The following is a 15,794-nucleotide window of genomic DNA, read 5'->3' as shown; positions in this document are numbered from 1 at the left end:
CTAATAGCATGGAATTTGACTCAAGTAACTTACTCTATATCGCCTTTGCCATTCTTTACTTTGTTTTTACTGCAAGAAAGAAAGGACAAAAGAATAACGAAGGTGAACCATCTTCATCATCAGATAGGAGGGGAGATACTGTTGGGCCAGTTCCCACCAATCAGCAACCCACTTTTGAAGATCTATTGGAGCAGTTTACTGGACAGCGAAAAGTAAAGGAAGCAGCTAAACCAGTTGTAGTAGAAGAATCAGCCTCAACTGTGATTGAAGAAATAAAGTCAAACCAATCTAGGAAGTCTATCTATAGTGAGGCGAACAAACTATATGGAGCTAAAAAACGCACAGAAACACCAAGCATAATATTTCATGAACCTGATGAAGAAGTAGTAGAACAAACAGACTATGCTGCATTAGTAAGTGATACCGATGGTGCTCGAAAAGCTTTTGTAATGAGCGAGATTTTTAACCGAAAGTACTAGGAAGCGGTAAAAATTATAGGGATTTCAATTTTAGTAGGAATCGCGAATCCGCCTTTAACCCCAGGAGACCACTTAGGCGATTTTTTAATAGCGCTTAATACTTGTTCATCAAAGTCTCTACCAATCCCATCAACAAGCCTAACGTCTCTTATCTCACCCGATTCATTCACCATAAAAGATACAGTTACCTTCCCTTCCAACTTTCCGAAAACGGTTTTTTCAGGGTATTTAATGTTTTCAAGTAAGTAGTCTTTCCAATCATTAAACCCTTTCTCTGGGGTTGGCTTTATGTCCTTTTCGCCAAAACTCATATATACATAGGCTGTTTCTGCTATACTTACAGATTCTTTTTTTACATAAGCCTCACATGAAAAAATAAAGAAAAGGAGTGCTACTACAGGGATTGGAGCAAGCAATTTAATCCAATTAACTCTCTTTTGTGCAGTAATCATATCTACTCTTTTCAATGTTTTGCTTTTGGCAAAGAAACTTCCTTGAGGGATCCCCATTTTCTGAAAAACAAGTTTTACAAGCAACTTGGTATAAGCCACTTGTCCATTGGCCTTTACGGCTTTACGGTCCGCCTCGTATTCATGAATTTCTTCCAATAAAATTCTATAGAGATAAATGAAAGGATTAAACCAGAAAAGCACTTTTAAAACCTCCATAAGCATAATGTCATAGGAGTGTTTTTGCTTGATATGCACTTTCTCATGGTCAAGAATTTGCTTTTGTTCTTCTTTAGAAAGGTCTAAGCTGTCGTCCCACATTAAGTACTTGAAGAAAGCAAAGGTTGGCATTGAACCTTCGGTTTTTACTGTAAAAAAGCCATCCTTGAATCGAGTGTTGTGCCTTCTGTACCAGAGGAAATCCTTGAAAGATCTCAATTGGATAAATAGCTTTAAGGCTAAAGCGATCAACCCAGCCATATATATAAATATAACGGCTTCCCACCATTGTATAAGTGGTTTCTCGGAATTCGCCATTACAGTTACAAAATAATAACCTTTAGGTTGAATAATAGGCTCTTTGGTTACTTCACTGCTTACTTCGTGTAAAGAGTTCAGTACACTAGGTGTGTTTTCGGGATTATACCCCACGTTTAGTAATGGAAATGAGAATGAGATAATTATGGCAGCTAATAAATAGAACCTATTGTATTGGAAGCTACTTTCTTTTCTCAAAACAAAATGATATAGCAAATAGAATACAGCTAAACACGTAGCGGTTTCCAATGCATATAGAAGCGCCTCATTTAGCGTGTCTAACAATACTAAAGTGGGGTGTTTTGACATAACCTTACGTTTAGTCTTCTTTTAAATCATCTCCAACGTGTTTCGCTAGCGACTCGAATTCTTTAATATCCATGTCGTTTTCTTGTGCGAAAAATGATACTAGCTTTTGGAAAGAACCTCCAAAATAGCCACCAATAAAATTCTTTAGGTAGAAATTACTGTAGCTTGTTTTGTCCACTATCGGGAAATATTCATGAGTTTTTCCGTAAGCTTTATAGCCCACAAATCCCTTTTTTTCTAAAATTCTAATGATTGTTGATACTGTATTGTATGCAGGTTTTGGCTCTGACATCTTTGAAAGTACATCCTTTACGAAGCCTTTTTCAATCTGCCATAAAATCTGCATCACCTGCTCTTCTGCTTTCGTTAATTCTTTCATATCTATAGATTAAAACACTCGAGTTATTCTAATATCAATAATAAAACTATTGCACTAGTTTTCCAACTAATGCAATAGTTTTTTAACTTCAATATAATAATTAGTGAATTATTGAGTGAAAGCGTAAGCAATCAGGTTGGCACCCATTCTTAATGCTTGAAGACGAACCGACTGAGGGTCGTTGTATATACGCTGGTCTTCCCAGCCATTTCCCAAGTCACTCTCATAGGAGTAGTAGCATACCAAACGGCCTTCGTAAATTAAGCCAAAGCCTTGAGGTGATTTACCATCGTGTTCGTGTATTTTCGGAATGCCTTCTTCAAATTTGAACTTCTGGTTGTAAACTGGGTGATCATGAGGCAATTCAATAAATTCTAATTCAGGAAATACCTTTTTCATTTCTAACCGAATGAATTGGTCTAAGCCGTAATTATCGTCAATGTGTAGGAAGCCTCCAGCGGTAAGGTAGTTTCTCATGTTTTCAGCCTCTTGATTCGAAAATACCACATTGCCATGGCCCGTCATGTAGACATAAGAATACTCAAACAAACTGGGGCTGCCAATTTCTACGACAGCATCTTGCGTATCAATGTTCGTTTTAAGGTTTTCATTGCAGAAGGTGGCCAAGTTGGGTAGCGCAGTTTTGTTAGCATACCAATCGCCTCCGCCATTGTATTTTAATTTTGCAATTTTTAGTTTGGCTTGTTGAGCGGAACCTAAGGTGACTACAAAAAGAAGGATAAATGAAAAAAGAATTGGGGTGGTTTTCATAAGTTGGGCTATGCTTATTTTCTTTAAGAGAACATATTAGGTAAAATTCCAAATGAAATAAAGAAAGCAGGTTATAATTGAACCAACTTTTATACAAGAACGATATATTTTCAGCGAAGTTTACTCAAAATAGTGAAATGAGGTTTTCTAACATTGAAATAGTTGCAAATCAGTTGAAAGACCGTCTTGGTTTACCATTACCAGGAAGAGAGGCTCAAGTAAGAATGGCACCAACACCTGTAGATGAGAACCGTTTTAGTGAAATGGTCAATAGACCCGCTAGGCCAGGAGGTGTAATGGTACTACTTTACCCCAAGAATGGAGAGTTATATTTACCATTGATGAAACGACCTGGGTACAATGGTACTCATGGAGGTCAGGTCAGTTTCCCAGGAGGTAAGGCTGAGGAACAGGATTTAAGTTTGATTGAGACAGCCCTGAGAGAAACTGAAGAGGAAATTGGAGTGAAGGCTACAGATATTTTGGTTTTGGGCCAGCTGTCTGAACTATTTATTATTGCCAGTAATTTCAAGGTTTTGCCTACCGTTGGGATTTTGGACCATGCACCTCAGTTCATCCCAGACCCTTATGAAGTAGAATCAATTTTAGAAGTTCCCATTTCTCAATTTTACAATCTAGAAAAAAAAGGAGTGGAAGAAATGAGGTTTGGCAAGTATGTAATCCATTCACCTTATTTTAAGGTGGAAGAGCATTTGGTTTGGGGAGCAACGGCCATGATGCTTAGTGAGTTGCTGGCCGTTATTGATGATATGGGAAATGATTTAAGGAATACCTAGCAAACAAAGATTAGCTTTCTTTGGGAGTCTCCTTTTTTAAATAGATAACCAATTTGTTCAAGAGCTCTTTTGGATCGAAGGGTTTCGAGATAAATTCATCTAAAACATTTCTCATTGGATTTTCTTGTAGATCGTTTTTAGAAAATGCTGTCATCCCAATAATATTAGTTTTCTTATTCAATACTGATTTTTCCCGTATCAATGCAGTACACTCAAATCCATCCATTTCATCCATATGAATGTCCATTAGAATGAGGTCAAAAAGCTCTTCGTTACTTTTTTGAAATGCTTTATTGCCACTGGAGGCTTCATGGAACTCAGCATTCCATTTCTGAAATAACCTATTAAGCACCATGCGATTCATATAGTTGTCATCTACCACAAGTATTTTGGCTTGTTTAAGGTCAAAAATGGTGTCGGCTTTATTTGCAGCCAATAAATCAAAGGTTTCGGGGAGTTTAAACTCTATAATAAATTTAAAAGAAGTGCCTTCACCAAGCTTACTTAATACAGATACTTTACTATTATGTAGTCCTAATAACTTTTGGGTAATAGATAAGCCTAGTCCAGTGCCGCCATATTTTCTTGTGGTATCGCTACTGGCCTGTTCGTAGTCGTTAAAAATTTCATTGATCTTATCTTCAGGAATTCCAATACCAGTATCTGTTACAGTAAATTCTATGCTCACTTTTTCGTCTTCAATCCCTAATAAGTCTGCGCTTACTACAATACTGCCATCTTCTGTGAATTTTAAGGCATTGCTCATTAAGTTATTGAAGATTTGGGTTAGTCGGGTAGGGTCTCCAATAAGCCTGTTTGGTGTATTTTCCGAAAGGTGAAAATCCAATGCTATATTTTTGCTATGTGCTTTAAATTTGAAACTGTCCCTTATGTTTTTAAGCAGATCGATTAACGAGAAGTCAATCACTTCCAGTTTTAATTTTCCAGCTTCAATTTTATTGTAATCAAGTATGTCATTAATCAAGGAACTGAGACTCTCGGCTGAAAACTTCAAGGCATCAATGTATTCTTGAGTTTCTTCATTTTCATTATCGATATCCATTAAATGGCTTAAGCTAATAATAGCGTTCAGTGGTGTTCGGATCTCGTGACTCATCACAGAGAGAAAATCAGACTTAGACTTTGTCGCCTGTTCTGCTTCCATTCGGGCTTTTTTCAGTTCAATATTCTGGACATTGATCTGATGGGTGCGTTCTGCCACTTTTTCTTTCAGCTCTGAATTCGTCTTTTCTTGGAGTTTTTCATTTTCAACCAATTGAATAATTAATGATTCTTGAGTAATAGCTTGGTTTTCAACAAGATTTCTCATTTTATGACCTAAACCTAAAGCGAAAAATATAATTTCTATACCTACCCCAAGCTGAACATAAGGGACAATTTTAGCGTCAAGGTTAAAAATGTATTGGGCCGAGGCAAACAAGGCTAGGGTCACTAACAGAATAGAGGCAATTACGAAATAGCGTAGTTCCAAACTATTCAGTCTTCTTAGTGATAGTATGAAAACAACAACGCTGGCTGAAAGAGCAATGTTAAAGAGGTTGTGGACAATAAGTCCATTATATACATCTTTGGTAACAGTAATATAAATAGCGTTGACCACAAAAGCAGTCAACATTATTTTAATAAAATTTTTGAAGTAGTTGTCCCATTTTGGGTAGTACTCTTTGGTGTTTAGGAAGTGACGAGCAAAAGAAAAATAGAATACAGCAGCCAGATTGGGTAACAACCATAATAAAGATAGGTTTTCTGGGTGTTCAGAAAAGATGTAAGGGTCTAAAAAACCATGGAAGAACAGAAAGTAAACAGTGTTTGTGATAGCATAGAATGCATAAAAAAGGAAGACGATTCTCTTTACATAGAGGTAAAGAGAAATGCCTAGAATGGATAAAATGATCAATAGGCCAGTGAAAACACCTTCCAAAAGGGCCTTTTTTTCCATTTGCTGGCTCCATTTTTCAAGCTGAACTGTCCTGAAGTCGAAGCGAGGGGGGTAATTATCAAGTGATTTTGTTTTTATTAAAAGAGAGACGCTTTCATCCTCTTTTAAATCCATTTTAAATTGAGATTGAAACCCTTTTTTAATATTACGCTCGCTAACAGGTGCAAAATAGCCTGTTTTAATTGAGTCTAAAATTCCACTTTTTTCAAAATAAACGGTTGAGTAGGAGTTGTCACCAGTGTAAACAACTAAGTTTTGATATCGCTCTGAATAGTTTGAAAGAACAAGTTTTACCCAATAAGTTTTATTTGTTTCGAATAAGTCAATTTCATCTAAACCAATATAGTAACTCGCTCCAAAATCCTTGACCTGATCATAATTCAAATTATTACTATCATCTCTGAATACCATCACTTGAGATGCTGGGATATACTGGGTTTCGTTATTATATATTCTGTGCTGATACCAGTAGTCGGAAATGCTATCTGTGTTTGCTAGGAGTGATTGCCCGCTAATAAGTAGAATTATAAGAATTGTAACCCTAGGCATAAAGTCTTAAACAAGGGGGGATGGTTCTGTAAACTAGTGCTCAAAAATGCTAATAATTTCCTGCTTTGTTAAATATCAATATGTTTAAAATTGAATTCTTTGGTAATAAGCATAATACTATATTCCAATGGGTTAATTGTGTTTTTGAACTACGAATACTTCAATGAGTCTTTACTCCAAGGTGTAGACTGAGAAATAGCTTCAAGTACTTTTTCTGGGTCTTCAAAGGTTTTCCATATGTCATTATGGATAGGCTTCATGAAATTTTCTTCTATGGAAAATTCCAACATTTTGATAAGGTGGTCATAATAGCCAAAGGCATTTAATATGACAATGGGCTTTGTGAATATACCCAATCTTTTTAGGGTCATCGCTTCCAATAACTCTTCCATAGTACCACATCCTCCAGGTAAGGTGATAAGGGCATCCACCCCTACCATAAACTGCTTCTTCCTCTCGTGCATGTCGGCTGTAAAAATGAACTCGTTAACATCTTTATGATGGAATTCTACTTCTTTCATAAAGTGAGGCATAATCCCAACAATTCGGCCTTTTTCAGCAAGTATAGTATCGGCAAGCCTACCCATTAAACCTCGGCTACCGCCTCCATATACTACCGTAATATTGTTTTTCACCAGCACTCTAGCTAGTTTTTCGGTGGCCTCAAAATACTTAGGATCAATGTTTTCACTGGATGCACAATAGACACATACCTTTTTGATTTTCTGCATTAATTGGTGGTTTCGTAATTGAGCAAGTTCGAGAAGATAAATCGTAACTCAAACAAATATAAAATGGATTATCAAGTCAGGAGAAATAACTTTTAATTCCTTGTACGGTCAGAATCGAACAAGTCTTGCTAATACTAACAGCTTTACCATGGCAGATTTAAGGACATTAATCCTTAGTTAAAGGTGATTTAGTTGACTTGAATTACTGCCTCAGTTGGAATAATCGCAACAATAGTCACATAAGCCAGTTACTTTTGGTATTGTTAACTTAGGCGTTTAACTCCTTTGAAGCAAAGGTAATTCTATGATGAAATAAAGCCCTGATTTATCTCCATTATATATAAGCTCACCATTCAACTGTTGAACCATCAATCTGATGAGCGTCATGCCTAATTTCTGACTTTCTGCCGTTTTTGATTCTATAGGCATTCCAGGGCCGTTGTCTTTGTAATGAATGTGTCTTTTGTCCTTTTCTACTTCAGACCAAAGTTCGATTTTACCATTTTTACCATTTTCAAAAGCATACTTGAAAGAGTTGGTGATCAATTCATTAATAATCATCGCGATTGGAACAGCTTCGTCCATATTTACAATGAGATTCTCACAACGAATAGTAGTACCTACATCATGGTGAATATTAAAAGCAGAAGCAATACTAGGTATTAACTTCCGAAGGTATTGTTGGAAGTTGATATTGAGTGCCTCGTCAAGCTGATAAAGGTTTTGATGTACTAAGGCCATTGATTGTATTCTATGCCTGAGCGTTTGATAGAGCTCTCGCTGTGTCTCATTTTTCTCGCCATCTTCTTGTATATGAATCAAACTTGATAAAACGGTGAGGTTATTTTTTACACGATGATTCAGCTCCTTATAAAGTACATTCTTCTGTTCGACTGCATTATTGAGCTCATCGTTGGTTTTGCGGGTTATCTCCTCTTGTGTTCGGAGTTGTGTATTGGCTTTTCTAAAACGATTATAGAGGACTACACTGACAATTGAAATAGTAAGCAGAATTACAGAAATTATTACCGTAGTAATTAGGGCTTTTCTATTATTAACAGCTTGTTTTTGAGCTATTTCTGTTTCTATTTGTTGCTCAGAGAGTTTTTGTTCTGCAATGGCTTTTTCATAACTGGTGGTGAGTTCACTAAGTTCAATAGAATGAATTTTGTCCATGCTTTCTTTTGTAGCTTCAAGAGCCATATTCAGGTACACTGCGCTTTCTTTGAATATACCCAGTTCATAATACACTTCTCCAGCCAGTCGATACAAGTCCCCTAAGTTGCTACTCCAGCTATTCTTCTTACTCAATTCAATAGCTTCAAATGTTAATTCTACGGCCATTTCTGGATGGCCACTTCGGGTATAATAGAGCGATAGTGTTTGTAATACAGAGGTGTAATTTCTGTATCGTTCGTTGGCGAGCATATAGCCTTTGGCCGATTCTAAATAATCTACAATCTCACTTGATTCAGAAGGATTATTATGCATTAATAAAAAACCCAACCCATTTAGATTTAGTCCAATAAGGTATGAATCTCCGGTTGATTCTGCCAAGGTCAGAGCTTGTTCCAAGTAAGCGCGCGTTTCTTTAAAACTGGTGCTTATTTCCTTGATTTGAAACTGTAAAAAATAGGCGGCCTTTGCATGATAAAAGTAGGCCTTTGGCCTTATTTCTACCTCATTTTGCATCATTAAATTTTCGGCTTCTTCAATAAATTTAAGAGATAGGTCTTCATTATAGGTAGCTCTATAAAACTCCACCAAGTAGCCATAAACCCACAGTTGAGCATTAACATCTTTTCGCTTTTGATAAAAAACCAGAGCTTCCATGTAGGTTTGGAGCGCAGCAGTATATTTACCTTGTTCTTTATACATGTTGGCCCTAGAAAGGTTCATTTCCATAATTTCTATAGAATCGGATTCATGTATGGAAAGAGCATCTGCTTTAATGAAAAGGGAGTCGGCCTCTTTATAACTACCTCGAATAGCTAAGTGCTGAGCGGCCTCAGAGTAAAGCTTAAAGATTTGGTGTGAATCAAAAGGTGTTGAAGAAAGTGCACCTTCTAATTCACGCAATACTTGTTCTGGCCCTGAAATATTTGGAGTAGAGTCTTTTTTTTCTTGAAAAGCAGTGCTAAACAATAAAGCAATTACAATTAAATAGTGCGCGAATTTCATAAAAATGGATGCGCCAAAGTTAAAGTAATTATTTCCCTGCCCTAATGAGTGTATTAAAATTAATCACAATTAGATGAGCATGTTCTTATTAAAATAATAACTCCTCAACTTGAAATATTTAGAAGAGATTCGTTAATCTCATTGGGAAACATCATATTGCAATTACTGCCAATTTTTAATCTAAGCGATCGGTAGCTAGTCAGTTTATGGAGACCTCAAAAGGCCTTAAAATTTTTATAGTAGAAGACGAACTCATCATTGCAGAGTCTCTAAAGTTAATTCTAAAAAGCCTAGGACATCTGTGTGTGGGGACAACCAACTCTATTCTAATGGCTGAAAGTGTTATAAAAGGTGGGGAAGTTGACTTAATCTTACTCGATATCAATCTAAATGGCAAGAACGATGGGATTGAGCTTGGTAAGTTGTGTTACAAAAACAAACAGTCATTCTTATACATTACCTCTTATTCAGACCGTGATACAGTTATCGCTGCCAAAGAAACCAAACCAGGAGGTTATCTGAATAAACCTTTTACTCCACAAGATATTATGATTGGTATTGAAATGGCTACGATTAATCACTCCGAGGAGGACTCACATTTATTGGAGAGATCTGTAGGTCACCTTGATCTGTCTGACCGTGAGATGGAAGTGCTCAAATGCTTCAATAGCAGGTTGTTAACTACAGAGATCGCTAATGAGCTGTCAATATCTACAAATACTGTAAAGTATCATTTGAAAAACCTGTATAGTAAATTTGATGTAGTTAGCCGAGCAGATTTTTTAGAGAAACTTCAAGTCATGAAAAAAGAAGTTTGATTGAATAGATCTTCTTCTCTTTTTTCTTATCACAACCTAATTTAAGCATTGGCTAGTCTTCTCAAACTCCCAACTGGGCAGTTTACGGCTTTTTAATATAATAACTACTCAAAATGGGTAGGGCGGCAGTTTTTTTATTTCACAATTTGCGACTGATTAGGTTTAAATAGGTTCGTCTTACCGAGTGAATAATTTAACCAAAACATATTTTAATGAACACACCTCTACTAAAGGTGGAACTCGATGAGATTTTCAGAACAGCTTGAGGTTAGTAAGGAATTCAAAATAGGGTTCGATCGTAGCAGTTTGCCAAGTCGTTTATACATATAAGGTTGGTAGGTAAACCACAAACGGATTATTAAGAAGTAAACAAAGTTAGGAAGAGTACTTCGGCATTTCTCTTTTCTGAATTAAGTGAAAATGGGAAAATACAGAAGTAGTAGAAATACATCAAAAAGGAACATTGACTTCGTATTGAAATTAATGATTTGGGTTTTGTTTTCTATTACCATGATAAGCGGACTGTAGTTTTCGAAATATAATATTAGTCAAAATATTTACCCTCAACCATAATTCCGCAAGGGCTCCTAAATATTGGAGCTCTTGTTTTTTTGCTACATCCTATTTAGTTCTCTGGATCAATGATAAATCAAAAATAGAATTTGACAGACTGTTATCCCATACAGATAGGGTGAGTTAAAAACATAAAAGGAGATGTTGACTAATTAATACTTGAACCAGATAAGCCTGCGTGAATAACGTTTTTTTTGGTATTCAATTAGCTCTTTTTGATTGTTTAAAAGCCGATTTATGTTAAAACCACCCAAAAAGGGTAGGCCTTATTCCATTTTTGTTTGGAAATTTAAACGAGTGAAATAATGAGTTGAAAATTAAATGGCTTGTATTAGTTATATAAAGTTCACAATTCGATAAATGAACATTTCACCAAAATAGATTTGGCCTTACTACTTTTACTTAAGAAATGATTTCATCTTTAATAGTTGCTTTGGCTGGTGTTTTTGGGCTTTTTAATGTCAAGAAATCCCGTAGTCAGTTTACTAAAGTCGTTATTGTGTTGCTTGGTTTCAGTGCAATAGCTTCTGTTGTTAATTATTATGAGATTTCTTCTTACGCTCCAATAGCAGTAGGCTTTTTTTCGTTGCTCGCAAGTTTTGAGTCAACGAGTTCGTTTTCGATGAAAAGGAGTCAGGTGGCCTTCTTTGTGCTCAGTGGTTTTGGCTTTTTTGTATTTTCAATGGCCTCTGTACTTCCTATGGATTTTCAAGTATTAGACTGGCCCTTCCTAATTCTTTTCTTTGTTGGGTTTGGTTATCATTGGCACAAACACGGAGAAAAAATTAAGTCAAGAATGGGTGTTCTTGTTGTTTGGTCTGGATTGGCAATTTCTTGGCTCTTTACCCTAATTGCTTCAATGTTTTAATATCGGTAATCAAACGAGCCATTTCTAATGGAATGGTACCATTATACACTCCACGAATTCTTCCTAAAGCATCGACCAAAATAAAATTTTCAGTATGAAGAAATTCATTTGAACCTTTATCCAAACCAATTTCTTTTTCAGCAAAATAAGATTGACGCGCCAATTGGTATATTTCCTCAGTACCGCCTGTGAGTAAGTGCCATTTGCTGTCCTCAATACTATGCATATCTGCATAAGCTTTTAACACCGCGACCGAATCAACCCAAGGCATTACGGTATGAGATACTAACATGACCGATTCGTCATCTGAAAATTCAGTTTGTATTTTCTCTAGGTTCGAAGTCATTTTTGGGCAAATGCTGGGGCAAATGGTAAAGAAGAAGTCGGCTACATATATTTTTCCTTCGAGGCTTTTATTGTTAATAATGTCTCCATTTTGATTTTGAAAACTGAAGCTTGCAATAGTATGGATTCGAGAATACTGCTCATCTTCGTCATTTATCCATTCGGGAGTGAAATCTGCAGAATTGTAAAATGGTAGCGGTGTTCCTTTGGTTTCTTTGCTTTGGTTCGCGCAGCCAAAAAGGAATAGAAGTCCGAAACTAATAAGGTAAAGCGCTAAATGTTCCTGTTTCATTATCCACTGATTTACAATTTTTCAATCCAATAAGGCCATATCTGTGGCCGTCTTTTACCACGTAGTTGGCTCGAATACTACCATCCGATTTCCACATTTTTTGAGATCCATCTTCTTTCCCCATGGTGTAGGTGAAGAACTTATAAGGCTGGCCATCTATTTGCCATTCCTTGGCTTCTCCATGGTGAAAACCGTCAACAAAATGGAATTCGAATTTCATATTACCATTGGGCCACCAACCATAATGAATGTCTGTTTTCTGGTTTTTGCTGTACCATCTCTCTTCTTTATAACTTCCATCACTATAAAACTGAGTGGATTTACCTTCGCGAAGCCCTTCAAAATAAGTGTTTTCCGATTCTAGTTGGCCATTGGAATAATAGCTTACCAAATGACCCGAAAAGGGTTGGTCATCCAAAAGCATGAATGCACCACTTCTTCTTAGATTTATTTCATTTGCGTTAACAATAACATCTGGAATTGGTGGGCTGTCCTTGAAGTTAGCTTCTGTAGTTGTATAAGTGCAAAGCAAAAGTCCGATATAAAGAAAAATCTTTTTCATTTTGAATTAATTGGAAACCGTTCCTGCTACACCAAAAAAGCCACTTCCGTTAATGTATGGATCAGCATCTGTGATATGGTAATGGTAAATACCATTTGGATATTCTGTTGTTGCATGACTATGTCCATGGTAATCATCTACATCGCTATTGGTTACTCTAGTTCCGTTTTCTACTGGGCCATACACAGGGAAACCGTCTAGCAACCAACCTAAAAGTTTGTCGCTCCCAAGGGTTGCTGTAAGATAAAGTGGTTCTTGATGATAATGATAAGTGCCAGATTGCTGCGGATGTCCAAGGTATTGATCGAAAGAATCTATCTCGTTGGTCAGCGGTTCGTTTGGGCCTGCATACTGATTAAAGAAAACCACGCCATTTACAGAAACTCCAATAGCGCCCAAAGGGGTAGCTTGTTTGTTACTTGCTTCTGTTGGGTTTAAGGGAATACGCAGCGTAATGCTTTGTTCAACAATCCGGTTTGGGTTTATTCTGAAATTGCTGTTGTTCCCATTGTAGGCTTCATACCTAGCGTCTGACTGAGCAAAATAAGGACTCGAATGGTTGGGGACATCATCAGTTTCAATAACTACAAATGAACCGTCAACATAGACTGTCACATTATCCGTAAAATTTTCAAAAACTGCGGGCAGGTCTTGATTGGTTTCTTCTTCCTCTTGGGGAGAGTCATCCCCACCACAGCTAAAACTGAGAAGAAGGAAAAGTGCCATGCTAGATTTAAGGATCATCGGTTTCATGAGTTTATATTTGTCGTATAATAGCTTTGATGCTAACTCGTAAAATAACTTGCGTTTAGGTTGAAATATTTTTTTGAGCATTAAATATTCACCTTGCTGAATGAACCGATTAACCTAGTTCATTCATTTTTTTATAGAAAAGGAGTATCTTGGTCTGTGTAACTCAAGTGGTTACAATGGCGTATTGCCATTATATCTAAATATAGACTTATGATTTTAGAAGTAGCTGGTTTTTTATCGAATGCACTGTTGTTACAAAAAGATTTACAAAAAGAAGAAGCCACGGTTGTTCGTAACCTGAATGAGGAAGGACAAATGACTCTCGCATCGGGTTTTGGTACTTTTGATTTAGCTGAATTTGAAAAGGATCAGTCTGATTTTAAGCAGTTAGAAACTGGAAACTTGGTAAACCTAAAGCTCAACGCAGGATCTAACCAGATTTCAATTGTACATAATGGAAAGGCAATAGGCATTGTTTCTGAAACCTATTATCGCCTGAATGAACTAAAAGAAGCGTTAAAAGCCAATATGAAAATTGATACGAAGTGTATTCGGAAGGATTTGGCCGTTTCTGGAATGGTTAGTTTCTCCTACGAGATTAAATAAACCCGTTTCATTTCTTCTTTAGCGATTCACCACCCTTTTCATACATTTTATTTAAATTCAGAAGTGTAATCCAACAATCCTGACCCCATGGCTAAAATTGACTTTAGCCGTAGCATTGAAATATATGCAACTCCTGTAGGTTTTTAATGTTCTAAATGACTTCATCACTGGTCAGCTTGGTCACCATGGCTTACTCTGGAGCCAGAAACTATAGTGAAAAGTACTTTTTATTTTTTAGGGTATAGGAATATACCCGCTGCGTGGTATAGTGCATTTGAGTTTACTTATGGAAATTGAACTCAAAAAAAAGAACATGGCGTATTCGGAATTTGAGACAGATTTACTTCCCAAGGAATTAAAGAAAGCAAGGGTGAATTTGATCGGGGTTTTTATTTTCATGCTCATTTTTTTCGCTTTTATTAAGTTCTTTTTTTGGGATAACCTTCTTTCAGACATGGATGAAATTATCCCGATTATTATTTTCGGGGTGTTTTTTCTTATGTTCATGGGGATACTCGGCTTCATAATGCGAGGATTCCTTTTGGACTTTATTAAAAGAAGAAAAATCATCCTCACAGGAGTTATTAGCGATAAGCGGATAGATATTACTACATCACATAGCACCAGTGGAAGCAGCAGAGGAGGTAGCAGTTCCAGAACCTCTACAAAACGAACATACTATCTGTATTTTGATGAAAAACAATTGGCAGTAGATGCAGGTCTATACGGTCGATTGGCGGTGGGTACCGAGGTAGAAATTCATTACACCAAATACTCAAAATCTATATTAAGTCACAGGGTCTTAGCGGAGGCTGAGATCAGTGAAGAGAAGGTTAAGGCGATAGTTCCAAATGTGGATAAAAATCAAAATTTTGTTCCTAAGGAAAGAGAATTGCAAATGACAAAAGACGATTTCGAGTTTCTAAAAAAGGCGAGAAATCGTGCCTTAAAATCCCGACTCATTATAATTTTGATCCTTGGATGGGTAGTCATTGGTCCTTTATTTTCAGGCTTATGGTTTTTGCCTATTATGCTCTTTCCCTTTACCATTTGGTGGTTAATGGTTTTGAGAAAGATGATAAAATACGTGTTAGCCTATAGAAATGAAGTTAATTCTGGAATGAAAATAGTTTATTCAGAATTAGTACTTGACAAGTTTAGGCAAACGGGAAATACGAGAGGCTTTATGGTTCGCACGAACAATCAATTGATCAGTGTAAGCGAGAATAGTTATGAAAAGGTGAAGATTGGGGATTTGATTATGGTGTTCAAAGGTAAGGCTACAGGTTGGGTCTTTGGTTTTATGACTTCCGATAACCAGTTCTATGAAATAAAGGGTGAATCGAAGTTAAAGAAGAAATAGGAATGTGCAGCAGGCTATTAGCAGATGAAAAACATTTGATGTAACTTCATTGTTATTCTTGAAACATTAAATTTTAAGCAATGAAGAAATTATCTGTCTATATCACTTTTGGGATAATACTATTAATGTTTGTTCCAAGTCAAATGAATGCCGCTTCAAAAAGCGACCCGGTTACAACTGAATCAGCTGAAAAACTCACGCATGAAGAAATGCAAGCGATGGTAGTTCGATTGAATGAAATCAAAGACATGGACAAGTCCAGTTTGACGAGAACTGAAAGAAAGGAACTACGCAAAGAAGTGCGTACTATGAAAAGCGATATCCGTGATAGCGGAGGGGGAGGGATTTATATTTCTTCAGGAGCTATTATTATCATTCTCTTGTTGATTATTATTCTTTAGGAACTAGAAAACATAAAAGCAGAAAGGCAGTCCATACGGATTGTCTTTCTGCTTTTCACTCGTCTGATACT

16 protein-coding genes are annotated in these 15,794 nt (G+C 36.5%); 7 read left to right on the top strand and 9 right to left on the bottom strand.

Annotated elements, in window-relative coordinates; genetic code table 11:
• Nucleotides 1–8 precede the first annotated feature (8 nt).
• On the top strand, nt 9–479 hold the full coding sequence (locus VOI17_RS07520; RefSeq protein WP_323756633.1) for a hypothetical protein: 471 nt from the start codon (nt 9–11) through the stop codon (nt 477–479).
• On the opposite strand, the gene VOI17_RS07515 is transcribed toward VOI17_RS07520, so the two are convergent.
• The 3 genes from VOI17_RS07515 to VOI17_RS07505 all read right to left on the bottom strand — a co-directional run bounded on the left by VOI17_RS07515 (nt 476) and on the right by VOI17_RS07505 (nt 2,924).
• Nucleotides 476–1,774 (bottom strand): M56 family metallopeptidase, encoded by a 1,299-nt coding sequence (locus VOI17_RS07515; protein ID WP_323756632.1) that lies wholly within the window; start codon nt 1,772–1,774, stop codon nt 476–478. The two genes, VOI17_RS07520 and VOI17_RS07515, sit on opposite strands and share 4 nt — an antisense overlap.
• Before the next feature lie 10 nt (nt 1,775–1,784).
• Nucleotides 1,785–2,153, bottom strand: coding sequence for a BlaI/MecI/CopY family transcriptional regulator (locus VOI17_RS07510; RefSeq protein ID WP_323756631.1), 369 nt, complete (start codon nt 2,151–2,153; stop codon nt 1,785–1,787).
• A 108-nt stretch (nt 2,154–2,261) separates the two neighbouring features.
• Nucleotides 2,262–2,924 carry a DUF4159 domain-containing protein gene (locus tag VOI17_RS07505; RefSeq protein WP_323756630.1) on the bottom strand — a complete coding sequence of 221 codons (663 nt, stop codon included), beginning with the start codon at nt 2,922–2,924 and terminating at the stop codon, nt 2,262–2,264.
• Between the two features lie 137 nt (nt 2,925–3,061).
• Between VOI17_RS07505 and VOI17_RS07500 the strand changes: the two genes are divergently transcribed.
• A complete protein-coding gene (locus tag VOI17_RS07500) occupies nt 3,062–3,721 on the top strand; it encodes a CoA pyrophosphatase (protein WP_323756629.1) in 660 nt (219 codons plus the stop codon).
• A gap of 10 nt (nt 3,722–3,731) precedes the next feature.
• Here the strand turns inward: VOI17_RS07500 and VOI17_RS07495 are convergent, their stop codons facing one another.
• From VOI17_RS07495 to VOI17_RS07485, 3 genes are all read right to left on the bottom strand, one after another.
• A complete protein-coding gene (locus VOI17_RS07495; RefSeq protein ID WP_323756628.1) occupies nt 3,732–6,230 on the bottom strand; it encodes a hybrid sensor histidine kinase/response regulator in 2,499 nt (832 codons plus the stop codon).
• 149 nt (nt 6,231–6,379) lie between these two features.
• Nucleotides 6,380–6,961, bottom strand: a complete 582-nt coding sequence (locus tag VOI17_RS07490) for a TIGR00730 family Rossman fold protein (RefSeq protein ID WP_323756627.1) — start codon at nt 6,959–6,961, stop codon at nt 6,380–6,382.
• Between the two features lie 276 nt (nt 6,962–7,237).
• Nucleotides 7,238–9,142 (bottom strand): sensor histidine kinase, encoded by a 1,905-nt coding sequence (locus VOI17_RS07485; RefSeq protein WP_323756626.1) that lies wholly within the window; start codon nt 9,140–9,142, stop codon nt 7,238–7,240.
• Nucleotides 9,143–9,348: 206 nt separating this feature from the next.
• Here VOI17_RS07485 and VOI17_RS07480 point away from each other — a divergent pair, with 206 nt between their 5' ends.
• Together VOI17_RS07480 and VOI17_RS07475 are read left to right on the top strand one after the other, a co-directional pair.
• Nucleotides 9,349–9,960 carry a DNA-binding response regulator gene (locus VOI17_RS07480; RefSeq protein ID WP_323756625.1) on the top strand — a complete coding sequence of 204 codons (612 nt, stop codon included), beginning with the start codon at nt 9,349–9,351 and terminating at the stop codon, nt 9,958–9,960.
• 982 nt (nt 9,961–10,942) lie between these two features.
• The gene (locus VOI17_RS07475; RefSeq protein ID WP_323756624.1) at nt 10,943–11,401 is read left to right on the top strand and encodes a hypothetical protein; all 459 of its coding nucleotides are present in this window, start codon (nt 10,943–10,945) and stop codon (nt 11,399–11,401) included.
• On the opposite strand, the gene VOI17_RS07470 is transcribed toward VOI17_RS07475, so the two are convergent.
• The 3 genes from VOI17_RS07470 to VOI17_RS07460 are packed head-to-tail and all read right to left on the bottom strand — an operon-like array spanning nt 11,376 to nt 13,353.
• Entirely contained in the window at nt 11,376–12,038 is a 663-nt protein-coding gene (locus tag VOI17_RS07470) for an SCO family protein (RefSeq protein WP_323756623.1), read from the bottom strand. The genes VOI17_RS07475 and VOI17_RS07470 overlap by 26 nt on opposite strands.
• A complete protein-coding gene (locus VOI17_RS07465; protein WP_323756622.1) occupies nt 12,004–12,600 on the bottom strand; it encodes a hypothetical protein in 597 nt (198 codons plus the stop codon). The genes VOI17_RS07470 and VOI17_RS07465 overlap by 35 nt, the downstream gene beginning before the upstream one ends.
• A gap of 6 nt (nt 12,601–12,606) precedes the next feature.
• A complete protein-coding gene (locus VOI17_RS07460; protein WP_323756621.1) occupies nt 12,607–13,353 on the bottom strand; it encodes a YHYH protein in 747 nt (248 codons plus the stop codon).
• 210 nt (nt 13,354–13,563) lie between these two features.
• Between VOI17_RS07460 and VOI17_RS07455 the strand changes: the two genes are divergently transcribed.
• The 3 genes from VOI17_RS07455 to VOI17_RS07445 all read left to right on the top strand — a co-directional run bounded on the left by VOI17_RS07455 (nt 13,564) and on the right by VOI17_RS07445 (nt 15,723).
• A complete protein-coding gene (locus VOI17_RS07455) occupies nt 13,564–13,959 on the top strand; it encodes a hypothetical protein (protein WP_323756620.1) in 396 nt (131 codons plus the stop codon).
• Nucleotides 13,960–14,272: 313 nt separating this feature from the next.
• Complete coding sequence (locus VOI17_RS07450) at nt 14,273–15,322, top strand: hypothetical protein (RefSeq protein WP_323756619.1); 1,050 nt, start codon at nt 14,273–14,275, stop codon at nt 15,320–15,322.
• A gap of 80 nt (nt 15,323–15,402) precedes the next feature.
• Nucleotides 15,403–15,723 (top strand): hypothetical protein, encoded by a 321-nt coding sequence (locus VOI17_RS07445; protein ID WP_323756618.1) that lies wholly within the window; start codon nt 15,403–15,405, stop codon nt 15,721–15,723.
• Nucleotides 15,724–15,794 lie beyond the last annotated feature (71 nt).

This window comes from Roseivirga sp., assembly GCF_034669765.1.
Lineage (GTDB): Bacteria > Bacteroidota > Bacteroidia > Cytophagales > Cyclobacteriaceae > Roseivirga.
The sequence above is the reverse complement of the archived record's forward strand: the minus strand, read 5'-3'. Positions and strand labels throughout refer to the sequence as shown.

Coding starts and splice junctions, on each gene's coding strand:
- VOI17_RS07455 (WP_323756620.1), top strand. CDS start 13,564: ATGATTTTAGAAGTAGCTGGTTTTTTATCGAATGCACTGTTGTTACAA.
- VOI17_RS07465 (WP_323756622.1), bottom strand. CDS start 12,600: ATGAAAAAGATTTTTCTTTATATCGGACTTTTGCTTTGCACTTATACA.
- VOI17_RS07510 (WP_323756631.1), bottom strand. CDS start 2,153: ATGAAAGAATTAACGAAAGCAGAAGAGCAGGTGATGCAGATTTTATGG.
- VOI17_RS07445 (WP_323756618.1), top strand. CDS start 15,403: ATGAAGAAATTATCTGTCTATATCACTTTTGGGATAATACTATTAATG.
- VOI17_RS07460 (WP_323756621.1), bottom strand. CDS start 13,353: ATGAAACCGATGATCCTTAAATCTAGCATGGCACTTTTCCTTCTTCTC.
- VOI17_RS07520 (WP_323756633.1), top strand. CDS start 9: ATGGAATTTGACTCAAGTAACTTACTCTATATCGCCTTTGCCATTCTT.
- VOI17_RS07475 (WP_323756624.1), top strand. CDS start 10,943: ATGATTTCATCTTTAATAGTTGCTTTGGCTGGTGTTTTTGGGCTTTTT.
- VOI17_RS07485 (WP_323756626.1), bottom strand. CDS start 9,142: ATGAAATTCGCGCACTATTTAATTGTAATTGCTTTATTGTTTAGCACT.
- VOI17_RS07490 (WP_323756627.1), bottom strand. CDS start 6,961: ATGCAGAAAATCAAAAAGGTATGTGTCTATTGTGCATCCAGTGAAAAC.
- VOI17_RS07495 (WP_323756628.1), bottom strand. CDS start 6,230: ATGCCTAGGGTTACAATTCTTATAATTCTACTTATTAGCGGGCAATCA.
- VOI17_RS07500 (WP_323756629.1), top strand. CDS start 3,062: ATGAGGTTTTCTAACATTGAAATAGTTGCAAATCAGTTGAAAGACCGT.
- VOI17_RS07470 (WP_323756623.1), bottom strand. CDS start 12,038: ATGAAACAGGAACATTTAGCGCTTTACCTTATTAGTTTCGGACTTCTA.
- VOI17_RS07450 (WP_323756619.1), top strand. CDS start 14,273: ATGGCGTATTCGGAATTTGAGACAGATTTACTTCCCAAGGAATTAAAG.
- VOI17_RS07515 (WP_323756632.1), bottom strand. CDS start 1,774: ATGTCAAAACACCCCACTTTAGTATTGTTAGACACGCTAAATGAGGCG.
- VOI17_RS07505 (WP_323756630.1), bottom strand. CDS start 2,924: ATGAAAACCACCCCAATTCTTTTTTCATTTATCCTTCTTTTTGTAGTC.
- VOI17_RS07480 (WP_323756625.1), top strand. CDS start 9,349: ATGGAGACCTCAAAAGGCCTTAAAATTTTTATAGTAGAAGACGAACTC.